Genomic DNA, 13,767 nt, shown 5'->3' with positions numbered 1-13,767 from the left:
TCCTAAAGTACTATTAGGTTTATTTATGAGATTTGACAGAAATCACAAATTTAGAAGCAATATTTTTCACTAATCTAAATGATTTTAAGGATTTTTCTTCATTTAGGGCCGATAAGGAGCAAGTACGTCAAGCTCAAGAAGAACTCGCATCAATTATATCTGACCTTACTTACCTTTCCTTGCAGGAATAAAACGAACCTTCCGATAATCATACTTATCGGAAGGTTCATTAGTGTTGATCTGAGCTCCTAATACTCCCCCAGAATATGGTAAAGTCCGTCTTGCTATTTGAAGATTGACACCACGATGTTCCATATATAGAACGCTCGATATATAGAACACAGGTACTTTCATGGACAAATTGAATGTTAATAAGTTAGGACGGCATATTCAGAAACTCCGCCGGGACCGCGAAATATCACTTTCACAACTGGCTCAGGGCGCAGGAATTGCAAAATCCAACCTTTCACGCATTGAGCAAGGTAATGGCAATCCTACGGTTGATACAATTTGGCGTCTGGCTATCCAACTGAAAGTGCCATTTAGCACCCTCATTCTTCCCCTAAGTGGTTCCATTGAAGAGTCGGAGATTGAAGTTCGCTTAATAGACCATGGAACAGACAATCCACCAATAGATGTTTACTGGATGACCTGCGCTCCACATTCAAAACGTGAGGCTGAAGCGCATTCTCCTGGAACAACCGAGACAGTCACCGTTATTAGCGGTCAATTGGAGGTGGGTGTTTTGGATGAAATCAAGCTCTTGTCGGCAGGTGAAACACATACGTTCAATGCTGATCAGCCTCACTTTTATCAGACAGGAGAGAATTGGGCGACTGTTTTGATGACAATTATTTACGCTAAGGAACAGGGCCAAAAATGACCTCAGAAGACTTGTCCCTCCCACGTCCACCAGTCTTGACAGGAGTGTATGACGCTTTCCCATTACTTGGCGGGTATATTCCTGTGGCGATATCGTTCGGACTAATCTCTACCCAATCAGGATTTGGAATACTCGAAACTATCCTGATTTCTGCTCTTATCTATGCCGGAGCGTCTCAGTTCCTATTTGTCGCCATGATTAGTGCAGGAGCACCACTTTGGCTGGTTATCAGCATGACCTTACTCATCAATGCACGTCATGTTGTCTATGCACCCAACCTAGCAATTTATTTACCGCAAAACCGCTGGTGGCCCTGGCTGATGCATGGACTAACAGATCAGATTTTTGCTCTTGCACTTACGCGAATGGCAAAAATACCAGAACATACACGGATTGGATGGTATACAGGCGCCGCACTCCTTGCTTGGTTAAGCTGGATCTTTGGCACAGCACTTGGTGCGATTGCTGGCGAAGAATTGACGACTCGTTGGCCATTACTGGGAGAGGTCATGCCGTTTGCCTTACCCGCCCTTTTTCTTGTCCTTATTGCGCCGCGTTTTACGTCCAGGATTTGGGTTATCACCCTAAGCGCAACAATCACCTTGGCTTTTGCACTCAAGCTGTTTGGGTATGTAAATGCAGCTATTCCGCTTGCAGCAATTAGCGGCGCAGGTATTTACTATCTCATTCAAAAATTGGAAAAGCACAATGCCAAATGATATCTGGATTGCGTTGATTGCCTCAGCCGTTGGCACTTTTTTCATTCGCGTTCTTCCCTTAATTTGGATGCAGCGACATATCGCCCGCCGCAAATCTCAAGAAGCTGTAGCAGAGTTGCCAACTTGGCTAAGTGTTTTTGGCCCCCTCATGATTGCCGCCATGTTTGGTGTCTCACTTGTTCCAGCAACCATGAGCACAGAGACATGGTTTTCAACAATTGTAAGCGCTCTTGTCACTCTCATTGCCTGGTGGTTCAAACGATCTTTAGGCTGGCCTGTCTTCGCTGGAGTCATGACTTATGGCGTTGTAACCGTCATTTTCTAAGTCAGACAAAATTAACAACTTTCTATCCGATTGCCATCTTCCACAAACAGTTTTATTTGCTGCTATCGTTCTCTCAGCATAAGCTCTATGCATACAGCGTTGGTTGCGTGTGGTTTAATTTCGAGTATTAAACAACTGAATTAACGTCAATTTTCTTAGGGAGATTGATTGCGAGGGCACGCAACCATCTTTATTTGCTTTTTATTCAAGTAATCAGGAAATTTGATTATCAGACACTAGACAGTTTCCTTAAAATAAATATTTTTTTGGAAAAAAATAATATAATCAGGGCATATTAATTGAATAAATTAATAAACTATTAATTTAAAATTCGGACTTTTAAATATAATTAAAAAATATTTATTCCCACTAATAATTATTACTTTTCGATGAATTCTGGACAACGATTTCAAATTTATTAAATATATTATTAGAATTTTGAAAAGTAGAGACCAAAACAAGAAACATGTCGTTACAAACCTAAATAGTAGTCCATCACTTATGCGTTCGGGTAGACGCCCAATGCAGAGGAATACCAATATGTCGAGCACACGAATAGAAAGTGATTCCTTGGGAAAAATCAAGGTCCACACCGATAAATATTGGGGGGCTCAAACCCAACGATCACTTGAAAACTTCAGCATTGGTGAAGAAAAAATACCAACGCCTTTCATTAGGGCTTTGGCCCTGCAGAAAATGGCGGCAGCAAAAACGAATCTAGAATTGGGAACGTTGGACGAAGGTCTGAGCAATGCCATTCTTGCCGCCGCACAGGAAATCGCAGAAGGTAAGTTAGACGACAATTTTCCGCTCGTTGTTTGGCAAACAGGCTCCGGCACCCACACCAACATGAATGCGAATGAAGTTATTGCCAATCGGGCGAGTGAGCTTCTCGGGGGAAAGTTAGGAAGCAAGAAACCGGTTCACCCACTGGGTCATGTCAATCTTGGGCAAAGTTCTAACGATACATTTCCAACCGTTATGTCCATTGCAATTGCGACAGAAGTTCAACAGTTACTTGTTCCAGCTCTGACCCACTTTCAGGAAGCGCTTTCGAAGAAGGTTACTGAATTTGACCACATCATTAAAATCGGAAGAACCCATACACAGGACGCAACCCCCATCACTCTTGGGCAGGAGTTTTCAGGATATGAAAGGCAAATTGAACTAGGTTTAGCCCGCATAAAAAGCTCTTTCCCGCGCCTTCTGGAGCTAGCACAAGGTGGAACGGCTGTCGGTACTGGTCTCAATTCCTCTCCTGAATTTGCAGCGCTCTTCGCTACTCATATTGCAAAGGCAACAGGTCTACCCTTTAAATCAGCCAACAATAAATATGAAGCGATCGCAGCAAACGATGTTGCAGTAGAATTCTCTGGTGTTCTCAATACTCTTGCAGTTAGTTGCATGAAGATAGCGAATGACATCCGCCTCCTCGCGAGTGGTCCAAGATGCGGCCTTCAAGAATTGTCACTTCCAGCAAACGAACCAGGCTCTTCAATTATGCCGGGGAAAATCAATCCAACCCAATGTGAAGCCATAACACAAGTTTGTGCCCAGGTTATGGGAAATCACGTAACGGTCACTATCGCTGGCTCGAACGGCCATTTTGAGCTAAACGCCTTCAAACCTGTCATCATATACAATATGCTCCAGTCTATTCGCCTATTGTCAGATGCCATTGACAGCTTCACCCGTAATTGTGTTTTAGGGATCGTTGCCAATGAAAAGCGGATCAAGGAGTTAATGGAACAATCGCTTATGCTGGTGACCGCGCTAACACCGCATATTGGCTATGATAAAGCCGCCAAAATAGCCACAAAAGCCTATGTTGAAGACCTAACCTTGAAAGAGGCTGCCTTAGAGCTGAAACTCGTCAGCTCTGCACAATTTGATGATTGGGTGCAACCCCGTAAGATGATCTAAATTCAAAGCCTAGCAGAAAAGGTCTACCAAGACAGTTATTAATTTCCTGATAGGTACGTTGTCCAGCTAACGGTAGATTGAAAGAGAATTTCAAACTATCAAAGTTTTGATTGATTTCGTTTCGCCTGAGCCAAAGCATCTTTCAAATTTGAGTATCGATACTTGCCAAAAAAGAAGTAATCAACTGGCACTCTTTTTATGCCGTATTTTGCCATTTCCGCTTCCTCTAAAGCCGAAATGGATTGGCTTTTTTTGGCTAATTCATTTTGATCACTCATATCAATTCCTTTCAAAATTATCATTTAAATTTCTGATTACATTACAAAATGATGGGTCCATTTAAACACGAGCTTTTTATATATGATAATTAGAATGACTTATTTCAGACTCCAAGTTCCGGATTTAGGTAAATACGAAAGTATTTAATTTAATCTATTCATTCCACACCACGCTCGCTCTAGAGACAGCCTTATTGGCTCAAATAATTAGAGACTTCTAAGTCTCACCCACGGACTCGTTAAGAGTTTAATTTCAGATTCTCCCCAGCTTTGTTGCATAACTATTTCTCACTACAATCAAGACTAAAATCATGATGCCCAAGAAAGCAGATATCATTGATCCCACAAGAATTCCCAGCTTTGCAGAATCTAGTATTTCCTGATTAAATGCCAGGTTAGCGATAAAAAATGACATGGTGAAACCGATACCTGTTAGAAAAGCACCCGCGACAAGCAAAGACCAGGATAGCCCCTCCCCTCGAACCGCAATACGACATTGCACTGCGAACCAGCTGAAACTAATCACGCCAATTGGCTTCCCAAAGACCAAGCTAACAATAATTGCCATTGAAACTGGGCTAGCAAGGTGAACTTCGCCAATCGCAATTCCTGTGTTCGCTAACGCGAAGAGTGGTAAGATGACTAAACCGACCCAGGGATGCAACATATGCTCCAGCCGTTCAACGGGAGACAGAGTTTCTCTAAACGCCCGGCCCAACTGCCGCAAGTCACTTTTACTGGCCGTCTCACTGCTCTTTTCTTCACCTTCAAGAGACGTAAACACACGGCCTAGCATCGCACTCATACGTTTACCACTTACCCAGATTTTAGTAGGCGTCATCAGCCCAAGAACAACTCCACAAATTGTCGGATGAATACCGCTACTATCAAAACATAACCAAATCCCTGCCCCCAACACAAAGTAAACAGGAACACTTCTCAACCCTAATCTAGCTAATATTGCTATCGCCCCGAGCCCCAAGCCCCCTATGACAATTGCGTTCCAGTTCAAGTCCCCTCCATAACCAATTGTCATTACTAAAATGGCCCCTAAATCATCAAAAATTGCAAGCGACAATAGGAACAAACGAAGAGACGAAGGGACTCGAGAACCGAAAAGGGCAAGACACCCAATTACAAATGCGGTGTCTGTCGCCATTACAGTTCCCCACCCATTCATACCGGGGCGGTGATACATAAATATCAAATAAAGTAAGACCGGAACAACCATGCCACCAAGAGCTGCCATGATCGGAAACATCGCAATTCTAATCCTCTGCAATTCTCCCAACACAATCTGACGTTTGAGTTCCAATGAAATAACAAAGAAAAATAATGTCATCAGTCCTTCGTTGGTCCAATGCCTCAATGAGCGACTAAAGTCCATATCAGCAAAATGAAGGCCAATCGAAATCTCCCAGAAAGACTCGAAAGGTTCCGACCAATTCGAGTTAGCCAATATCATTGCTAAAACTAAAGCGAGGAAAAGGAAGGTGCCTGCCACTGACTCAATTCGTACAAATCTCGCTAAAGGTCTCGTAAAGTGATGGGAAAATTCACTAGGGAGGTATGCTTCCCCTTGATTTTGCATGTCAGCTATTCCCCTTCTCAGAAACTCTGCCCACTTCATTCCTTCCAGGTATCAGGGTCCATTCCCTTCAAGAACTTGAAAAGTTCGCTTTCAGTGGACAATACTAACGTCGTGTTTGCGGCAATGATTGTCTGATACGCCTGCATGGTTTTTGTGAACTCATAAAATTGCACTGCCTGTGGACTTTGATTATAAGCTGCTGCGTAAATTTCCGTTGCCTTTGCGTCTGCCAAACCGCGGATTTCTTCAACCTTCTGATAGGCTTCGGATTGAATTTTGTTCAAATCGCGTACTCTGTTGCCGCGGATCCGTGCTGCTTCACCATGACCTTCTGATAAAAAACGCTCTGCTATTTGCCGGCGCTCACTAATCATACGATCATATATTTTTGGTCGCACACTCTCGTTATAATTTATTCGTTTGAACCGAATATCTAGAAGCTCGATCCCGAAAACCTCTACTTTCTTAGCAGCCGCAATGAAAAGCTCGTTTTCAACTAGTTTGCGTCCCTTAAGAATAGGTACAAGGGAACCAATGTCCTGTTCCTGCTCCAAATTAGTTAGTAGAGTATCGCGTGCCGGAACCCGGTCCATTGTCGTTCGGATAATCTCAATGAGCTCATGCTTGGCAACCGCATTCCTGGTTTCGCTCCCTAGAATATCATCCAAACGTGATTGAGCGCTTCGCTCATCACGCAGCCTCAGGAAATATTGCAATGGATCCGTAATCCGCCAGCGAGCAAATAAGTCAACAGATATATAAAGTTTATCTTTGGTCGGCATATCTGAGGGATTACCGTCCCATTCTAAAACTCTCCTATCGATAGGGTTGACCTCTTGAATAAATGGAATTTTAAACTTGAGCCCCGCACTAATGATAGGCGATCCCACAGGCTTACCAAACTGGGTAACGATGGCCTGTTCGACTTCGCTCACGGTATACAATGAGCTAAACACAGTATACGCACTGGCACCCAAGGCTAATATGAACGCGAATTGCTTAACCCCGCTCATGGCTTTAACTCCTTCCCACTCTCTAAATTTAGAAATGGCAGGATACTTATCGACTGTTCATCAATAATTATCTTTGATTTTATGCTCGGCATCACTTGCTGCAAGGTTTCCAGATATATGCGCCGACGCGTGACTTCTGGGGCTTTTCTATACTCTGACAACAACGCAACAAAGCGTGCAGTATCGCCCTTGGCTTCATTTATGCGTTTCAGTCTGTAGCCATCTGCTTCACGAATTCTTTGATCCTTTTCACCCTCAGCAAGCGGAATAACTTTATTGTAATCGCGCCTTGCTTCATTGATGAGCTTCTCTTTTTCTTGCTGAGCCTTGTTAACCTCGTTAAAGGACTCCTGAACTGGCTTTGGCGGATTAATGTTTTTTAGTTGCACCTGATCAATACTAATCCCCATTGCATATTTGGTCGAAAGAGCCTGCATCTTGACTAAGGCTTCGTTCTCGATTTCTTGTCGCCCAATGGTAATCACTTCGTCTACAGTTCGATCGCCAACCACTTCGCGCATGACCGACTCAGACACATATCGAAGTGTTTCGCTTGGTTCCCGAACCTCAAAAAGAAATTTGACAGAATCCGCTATTCGATATTGTACAACCCATTCAACCAGCGCTGCATTCAAATCACCGGTTACCATCTGAGTCTCGCGTGTTGCATCGCGAGGGCGAGGACTTTGATTGGGATCATGTCCGCCTGGTGTAATAAACCCAAACTCCTGCTTTAACTGGCGTTTTATTGGAACAATCGTGATTTCATCAATACCAAGAGGTAATTTGAAATGGAGCCCCGGCGGTACTTTTTTAAGATACTTTCCGAAACGTTGTATAACAGCGACCGAGTCACTAGGAACAGTATAGTATGAAGTCCACACCGCCAAACCAACGCTTATAATAACCACAATAATCAATCCTCCCCAAAGCCCCCCACCCGGCTGAAACTTCTTAAATCGATCCTGTAAGCGTTGACCCATTTCTTCAATATCTAGCCCTAAACCAGGCTTGCCACTCCAAGGGTTCCCCTCATTACCATTTCCACTTTGCCATGGCATTATTGTACCCTTTCAAATGTTCACTAAATTTCGAAATTCTGTCCTCAAGACAAAGCTTTACCGTCAATCCCGTTCACTAGATGATCGCGGTTTTGTTGACCTAACTGCCATTCCTTCATTTTCTCCTCGCGCAATGGCGGTCTTATCTTCCTTCTCCTTTTCTGGCGGAGCCGGATCTATTTTTGAACTTTTGGAGGCGTTTGAACATAACGCGCTGAAGATCTTGTCTAGTCCCTTCTTAAATTTCCCCCAGTGTGCTTTGGATGCGCTCAAAAGCTTATCAGTTTCCATTGCGATATTTCCCTTCGAAGGATCGTAAGGAACAGCTAATTTTGCCTGGATCGGGTAAGAGATAACGCGCCCGGCTTCTTTGTTGTTTATATGCTTTTCTGTTTTCATCTGAGAGGTCCCTACTCATTAGCTGTGTTTTAGGAGGAACGTCGGTTTAACCAAACGTCAAAAACCGAACGGCGTAACGCATTTTCTTGGAGATTGATTACACGCGGACTTTTCCAAGACAATCTGTTCTAGGGCGTGAACCACGCCAATAGTTATATTGATTATTGCGCATGGTAGAAAAGTAAGCCGCTCACAGGTTTTGCATACCCTCGGAAACTACTCATGACGAGCAATATTTCAGCTATATTTAGCTTCTGATAAGCAAATCTTGTTGAGTCAATTCCTCGTTTTTGAAAAAAACGAGGAATGCTAGTTTGAATAAAAGTCCTCCTAATAATCGCTAGAACAGCATTGGGTTTAAAAAGCTAGTAAAGCCTCTACCTGTCTTACAGCTCTTCTAACGTTATCGTTTAAAATGCATCACAAATTTGCCGGACCATCCCTTTATCAATAAGCTTACCGTGTCACTAGGCTTGAGTATATTCCGAACCTGTTGTCAGCCATCTCGACTCTATATAATGATTTATTGCTTTGAATTCAAAGGCATCTTTCTTTTCATTTATTCGGGACCGGAGGCCTCTTGAGAGCCTTCTCCTTCATATAGAGTTTCCAAATGATACATAAACTTGCCCTCATCTTAATTGTTATCTCATTCACCTTTACGCTCGGCGCATGCGGAGATACGTGGAGCGGCTTGAAAAAAGACACAGGTGAGAATATGGAAAAAACAGGTGGCGCCATAGAGGATGCGGGCACAAAGGTCAAAGAATAGCTTCTATGCTGAATCAAACCGATTGCAAAAATGGCGAGCAAAAGAGTGATCAAACGGATCTCATCGTTGAAGAACCCCATTCCAGGTCTAACAAGCGGCAGGAACTTGCACGGCGATGGGCGAAAACCATCAAACCCCATGCACGAGCATCGACAAGGCAGAGTGTCCTACAAATTTTAAACACAACGTTGCCGTTGATCATACTGTGGGTGGCGATGTTATTCACAGTGGACAAAGCCTATTGGCTAACCCTTTTACTATCAATACTTGCAGCCGCATTCACGGTTCGGCTTTTTATGATCCAACATGACTGCGGACATCGGTCATTCTTTACCTCCCGCCGCCTGAATGATTTTGTTGGTACATTGATCGGTATTGTAACGTTAACCCCACACGAATACTGGCGCAGCGCACATAACATTCATCATGCCACCTGCGGCAATCTACAAAACCGTGGCATAGGCGATATTACACTTCTTACAAAAGCAGAATATTTGAACTTACCTTTTTGGCGACGGCTGGCTTACCGACTGTACCGCAATCCTCTTATAATGTTAGGGATCGGGCCAATCTATTTGTTCGTTTTTAAGAACCGGCTACCACTTGATCTTATTTTCCAACGTCCAATGCTGCTGATCAGTGTGATGCTCACAAACATCGGAATTGCGGGTACGATCGTCGGTCTTGGCTTAAATTTTGGCTTTTTCAACATTATAAAAGTGCAGCTTCCTATCGTCCTACTATCTTCCGCAATTGGTGTGTGGTTGTTTTATGTTCAACACCAATTTGAATTCACATACTGGCAGAAAAACAAGGACTGGGATTTCTATGATTCTGCAATAGCTTCAAGTAGCTACTATGACTTACCGCAACCGCTCCGCTGGTTTTCCAGCGACATCGGCATTCATCATATCCATCATCTTTCGTGCCGCATTCCTAACTATAATCTTAAAGAGTGTCTGACAGATATTCCTGCCCTTCGAACCCTCAACCGCATTGGCTTGCGAGAAAGTTTCCACTGCCTTCGATTTGCACTTTGGGATGAGGATGCTCAACGATTAATTTCGTTTAGAAAAATCCGCACACGGAAAGCTTAAACACTAGACCTTTGCTGCGATTTTGTCAGGATTCATGCATTAGACTCATTTTTGTGTTTTTCTTTCCAGAATTTCTTAATTTTCTGCCCGCTGTAATTGCGAGCCGAGTCAGTTCTGGTATGGATTTTGTTGCAGTCTTTGCCATGATCGCCGCTCGGTGATTTTCAACGGTGCGCTGGCTAATACCTAAATCAGCAGCAATATTCTTGCTTGGGTTACCTGCAAGCACAAGATCCATGATTTGGCGTTGCCGCGGCGTAAGTCTGTCAATTCGTCGCTTGGTAGTTGTCTGTGCCTCAAACAATTCCATCTCAACTTTTGAAAGCTCTAGTGCCCGTTCAACACTTGCGAGCAGAACGCAAGATTTTAAAGGCTTTTCGATAAAGTCCAGGACCCCTGCTTTCATTGCTTGGACAGCCATTTTAACATCGCTTTTACCAGTGATCATTATTGTCGGAAGTTCAGCTTCTTTTTCTTTAAGTACTTCCAGCAGTTCAAGCCCACTCATCCCTGGAAGATTAGCATTAATTAGAAGACATGCTTGTTGACGAGTGCGATTACTTTCTAAGTATTCCTCGGCCGTTGTGAAAACTTCTACATTCCGATCTTTTTCGGCGAAGAGTTCCTGAATAGCCTTCTGAATATTTATATCATCATCCACCATAAAAACGAACGGCAAGTCGGGTTTTAGGGGCACCAATTTATGTCGAAACTTCTTTGCTGAACTTCGACCAACAAGTAATTTCCGAATGGATTGCAATAGCTCATCTGAGTTTACCGGTTTATCCAGTTTTACGCAGTCGTGTTTCGCGATTAAACTCAGGGTGGAGGTTGATATATCACCTGTTAAAATAATAGCAGGAATATTTTCGCTAAATCTCTCCCTAACCTTCTCTATAAGACCCAATCCGTTTACACCTTCTGATAAATTAAAATCGGCCATAATCAGATCCGGTTGATCGTTCCCTCTCACTGGAATTGTTGCATCCAAAACTCCATCATGTGCAGTTATCGTTTTATACCCTTCCGTACTCAGAAGAAGATTCAATAGATCAAAGATATCAGGATCGTCTTCGGCTATTAGAATTTTTTTTATCCGACCATCGCTGTCTTTCCGTCCTCGGCCTTTATTCGGACCATGTATTGTCCGAGTCAATTTTGGTGCCTCTGCTGCGAGCTGGACATTGATTGAGAACACAGAACCCTTTGTGGGGAGGGACCTGACATGTAAAGCATGCCCTAATAAATATCCAAGCTGTTGTACAATGGATAGGCCAAGACCTAACCCTAGCTTACGATCCTGAGTCTCATTACCAATTTGCGTGTACTCTTCAAAAATGGCTTTATATTCCCCCTCAGCAATACCAACCCCCGTATCCCAAACCTGAATGCTAAGCAAATCTCCGCGGCGCCTACATCCAATTAAAATCTTTCCTGTTTTAGTGTATTTTATGGCATTCCCAAGCAGGTTACGGATCATCTGCTCCAAAAGCCGCTGATCACTATGGACATGCAGTGGAGTAGAAACAGAGTGAAACGCTAAACCACAAGCCTGAGCATGATACTCAAATTCGCGACTCAAACGCTCAAGCATTTCGGAGAGCGGAAAGTCAGTTTTCTCTATTTTGACAGTACCCACATCAATTTGATTAATGTCCAAAAAAGCATTCAACATACCGGACGTCGCACCTAGCGTTTCCTCCATCCGATCAATCAATTTCTTTGTAGATGAACCTTTAACAGTTTTGGCAAAAATCCCTAGCAACAATGCAAGCGTCTGCAAAGGTTGACGAAGATCGTGGCTGGCAGCAGAGAGAAAGCGTGATTTTGCCGTAGACGCCAGTTCCGCTCGAGATTTAGCAGCCTCCAGTTCCATTGTATGGTGTTTGCGTTTTGTAATATCGACAAAAGTAATAACAATCCCTGCCGATACGTTTCCGTGAATACTGCAGAGAGATACATGAGTGTGAAACCATCTACCCATTTCTGTAGTAACTTCCCGTTCAACAGAGGCCCCGCCTTGCAAAACAGTTTGTGCATCAGCTAGTAAAACATCAATTGGGATCGTAAACTTGAAATCGACAATTGGTCGCCCAATATCGCTGTCGATCAGATTAAAGAGTGATCTCACACTAGGGGTGAACAAGCGAATTTTAAAGTCAGCATCAAGAAAGAGCGTTGCAATGTCCGTGCTGATAAGAACATTTTGCAATACGTTGTAATTAACTAACTGCTGCTCAAAATCCTCCTGAAGCTGACTAACTAACGCCATAAGCTCTTTACTAGTTGTAGATACCTTTTTAAACGTCAGTATCTCTTTATTTGCAGGTTTAATTATCTGATCAGTTGAGAATTTCTCGATGTCAGAAAATTCGACATTGGGTACGGCACCCTTGAGTTCAACATCCTTTCCTTTTTGCTCCCCTTCAAGCTCAATCGCACACCCTGTTTCATCTGACTTAATCGTTCTTAAAGTCATCAACTTGCTATCAAATCGGTCTTTAAAACATATCAACAACAGGTCGTTAGAACTATACTTGACCGGCTCTACAATAATATTGAAACGTGCCCCCCGCTCTGACAGATCGCCATCCAAAACAACTAGGTTATTTTCCGCTATAGCTTGAGAAATTGCCGCCTGAAGCTTTGAACGTATGTTTGGTCGGACCATTGTTAATAAATCTTGCTTTTGATTTCTCAATTTCATCTGCAGATAGTGATCTGTAGATCCTATTGAATATAAACATTCATTTTTTTGATTAATTAAAACCACTGCAGAAGCATACTTTTCGAGAATAAGCTGCTGGCAAAGAAATACACAATCGGATTGCGGAGAAGTCTGTACCACCCGTTTCAGAGGCTCATCAGGTTTAAAATTGAGTTTATCTTCAACTTGCAATCCCGCTTTTCCATGATGCCTTTGTACCGCATGCCGATAAAGCCTATGTGGTTCGGATATCAATGAAAACCGTTTTTCCGTGTCTGCGATACGCTCCGACCCTCCCAGCAACAACATACCATTCATATAAAGTGAGGCATGGAAAACCGAAACAACCTTTTCTGAGATTTCTGGGTCTAAATACTCTAGAAGATGCCGACAAGAAATGAAGTCAAACCGAGACGAGGGGGTATCTATCAAAATGTCTTGCACTCTAAATTCCACCAAACGGCGCAAGTCTTTTTTAACATGGTAACCATTCTCTACTCTGTCAAAAAAGCGGACGAGCCGGGCTGGTGTTAACTCGGACTGAATTGTTTCTGAATAAAAACCATCGTGGGCCTGAGCTATTACGTCAGGATCAATATCAGATGCAAAAATCTCAAACTTAATATTAGAACCCGATGCCTCAAGCTCTTCCTGGAACAACATTGCCAAAGAATAGGCTTCCTGACCTGTGCCGCAACCAACACTCCAGATACGCACTGTCCGCCCGGACCCTGCTGTTGTGAAAATTTCAGGAATAATCTCTCGTGCTAGAAAATCACACTCATCCACAGTATCGAAAAAACTATTGCCTTTAACCTGCAAGCCTGTTGTAAGTTGATCAATCTCCTTGGTCCTTTTTGATCGAGGTAAGGAGCCTTTTTTTGAAGCCTGAGATTTCATTACCATTCGATCTACCTTATTAAATTAGGGGTAATTTTTCCTATTTTTCAAGGAAACAGGTAGGGGGCCATTGTTTCTGACCGGTTTCAAAAAAAGATT

The 13,767-nt window shown here is 43.1% G+C and carries 12 protein-coding genes; 6 read left to right on the top strand and 6 right to left on the bottom strand.

The features are described 5' to 3' along the window. Positions 1 to 352 precede the first annotated feature (352 nt). The 4 genes from HH301_RS03680 to fumC all read left to right on the top strand — a co-directional run bounded on the left by HH301_RS03680 (position 353) and on the right by fumC (position 3,850). Positions 353 to 883: a helix-turn-helix domain-containing protein gene (locus HH301_RS03680; protein WP_169566758.1), complete on the top strand. Its 531-nt coding sequence runs from the start codon at positions 353 to 355 to the stop codon at positions 881 to 883. After that, positions 880 to 1,602, top strand: coding sequence for an AzlC family ABC transporter permease (locus HH301_RS03675; RefSeq protein ID WP_169566756.1), 723 nt, complete (start codon positions 880 to 882; stop codon positions 1,600 to 1,602). The genes HH301_RS03680 and HH301_RS03675 overlap by 4 nt, the downstream gene beginning before the upstream one ends. Continuing rightward, positions 1,592 to 1,927: an AzlD domain-containing protein gene (locus tag HH301_RS03670; protein WP_169566755.1), complete on the top strand. Its 336-nt coding sequence runs from the start codon at positions 1,592 to 1,594 to the stop codon at positions 1,925 to 1,927. Before HH301_RS03675 ends, HH301_RS03670 begins: the two co-directional genes overlap by 11 nt. Before the next feature lie 540 nt (positions 1,928 to 2,467). Then, positions 2,468 to 3,850: a class II fumarate hydratase gene (gene fumC / locus HH301_RS03665; protein ID WP_169566753.1), complete on the top strand. Its 1,383-nt coding sequence runs from the start codon at positions 2,468 to 2,470 to the stop codon at positions 3,848 to 3,850. Positions 3,851 to 3,948: 98 nt separating this feature from the next. On the opposite strand, the gene HH301_RS03660 is transcribed toward fumC, so the two are convergent. From HH301_RS03660 to HH301_RS03640, 5 genes are all read right to left on the bottom strand, one after another. Further along, positions 3,949 to 4,128 carry a hypothetical protein gene (locus HH301_RS03660; RefSeq protein ID WP_169566751.1) on the bottom strand — a complete coding sequence of 60 codons (180 nt, stop codon included), beginning with the start codon at positions 4,126 to 4,128 and terminating at the stop codon, positions 3,949 to 3,951. A gap of 253 nt (positions 4,129 to 4,381) precedes the next feature. Then, a complete protein-coding gene (nhaA, locus tag HH301_RS03655) occupies positions 4,382 to 5,719 on the bottom strand; it encodes a Na+/H+ antiporter NhaA (protein WP_169566749.1) in 1,338 nt (445 codons plus the stop codon). Between the two features lie 35 nt (positions 5,720 to 5,754). Beyond that, the gene (gene hflC / locus HH301_RS03650) at positions 5,755 to 6,732 is read right to left on the bottom strand and encodes a protease modulator HflC (RefSeq protein ID WP_169566747.1); all 978 of its coding nucleotides are present in this window, start codon (positions 6,730 to 6,732) and stop codon (positions 5,755 to 5,757) included. Then, positions 6,729 to 7,793, bottom strand: coding sequence for an FtsH protease activity modulator HflK (gene hflK / locus HH301_RS03645; protein ID WP_169566745.1), 1,065 nt, complete (start codon positions 7,791 to 7,793; stop codon positions 6,729 to 6,731). Before hflK ends, hflC begins: the two co-directional genes overlap by 4 nt. 63 nt (positions 7,794 to 7,856) lie before the next feature. Beyond that, a complete protein-coding gene (locus tag HH301_RS03640; RefSeq protein ID WP_169566743.1) occupies positions 7,857 to 8,192 on the bottom strand; it encodes a hypothetical protein in 336 nt (111 codons plus the stop codon). Between the two features lie 613 nt (positions 8,193 to 8,805). Here HH301_RS03640 and HH301_RS03635 point away from each other — a divergent pair. Together HH301_RS03635 and HH301_RS03630 are read left to right on the top strand one after the other, a co-directional pair. Further along, positions 8,806 to 8,964: a hypothetical protein gene (locus HH301_RS03635; protein WP_169566741.1), complete on the top strand. Its 159-nt coding sequence runs from the start codon at positions 8,806 to 8,808 to the stop codon at positions 8,962 to 8,964. 5 nt (positions 8,965 to 8,969) lie between these two features. Continuing rightward, a complete protein-coding gene (locus tag HH301_RS03630; protein ID WP_169566739.1) occupies positions 8,970 to 10,061 on the top strand; it encodes a fatty acid desaturase in 1,092 nt (363 codons plus the stop codon). A 25-nt stretch (positions 10,062 to 10,086) separates the two neighbouring features. On the opposite strand, the gene HH301_RS03625 is transcribed toward HH301_RS03630, so the two are convergent. Beyond that, positions 10,087 to 13,674, bottom strand: coding sequence for a CheR family methyltransferase (locus tag HH301_RS03625; protein WP_169566738.1), 3,588 nt, complete (start codon positions 13,672 to 13,674; stop codon positions 10,087 to 10,089). Positions 13,675 to 13,767 lie beyond the last annotated feature (93 nt).

This window comes from Sneathiella limimaris (assembly GCF_012932565.1).
Classification (GTDB): Bacteria; Pseudomonadota; Alphaproteobacteria; order Sneathiellales; family Sneathiellaceae; genus Sneathiella; species Sneathiella limimaris.
This window is presented reverse-complemented; position numbering and strand designations above follow the sequence as displayed.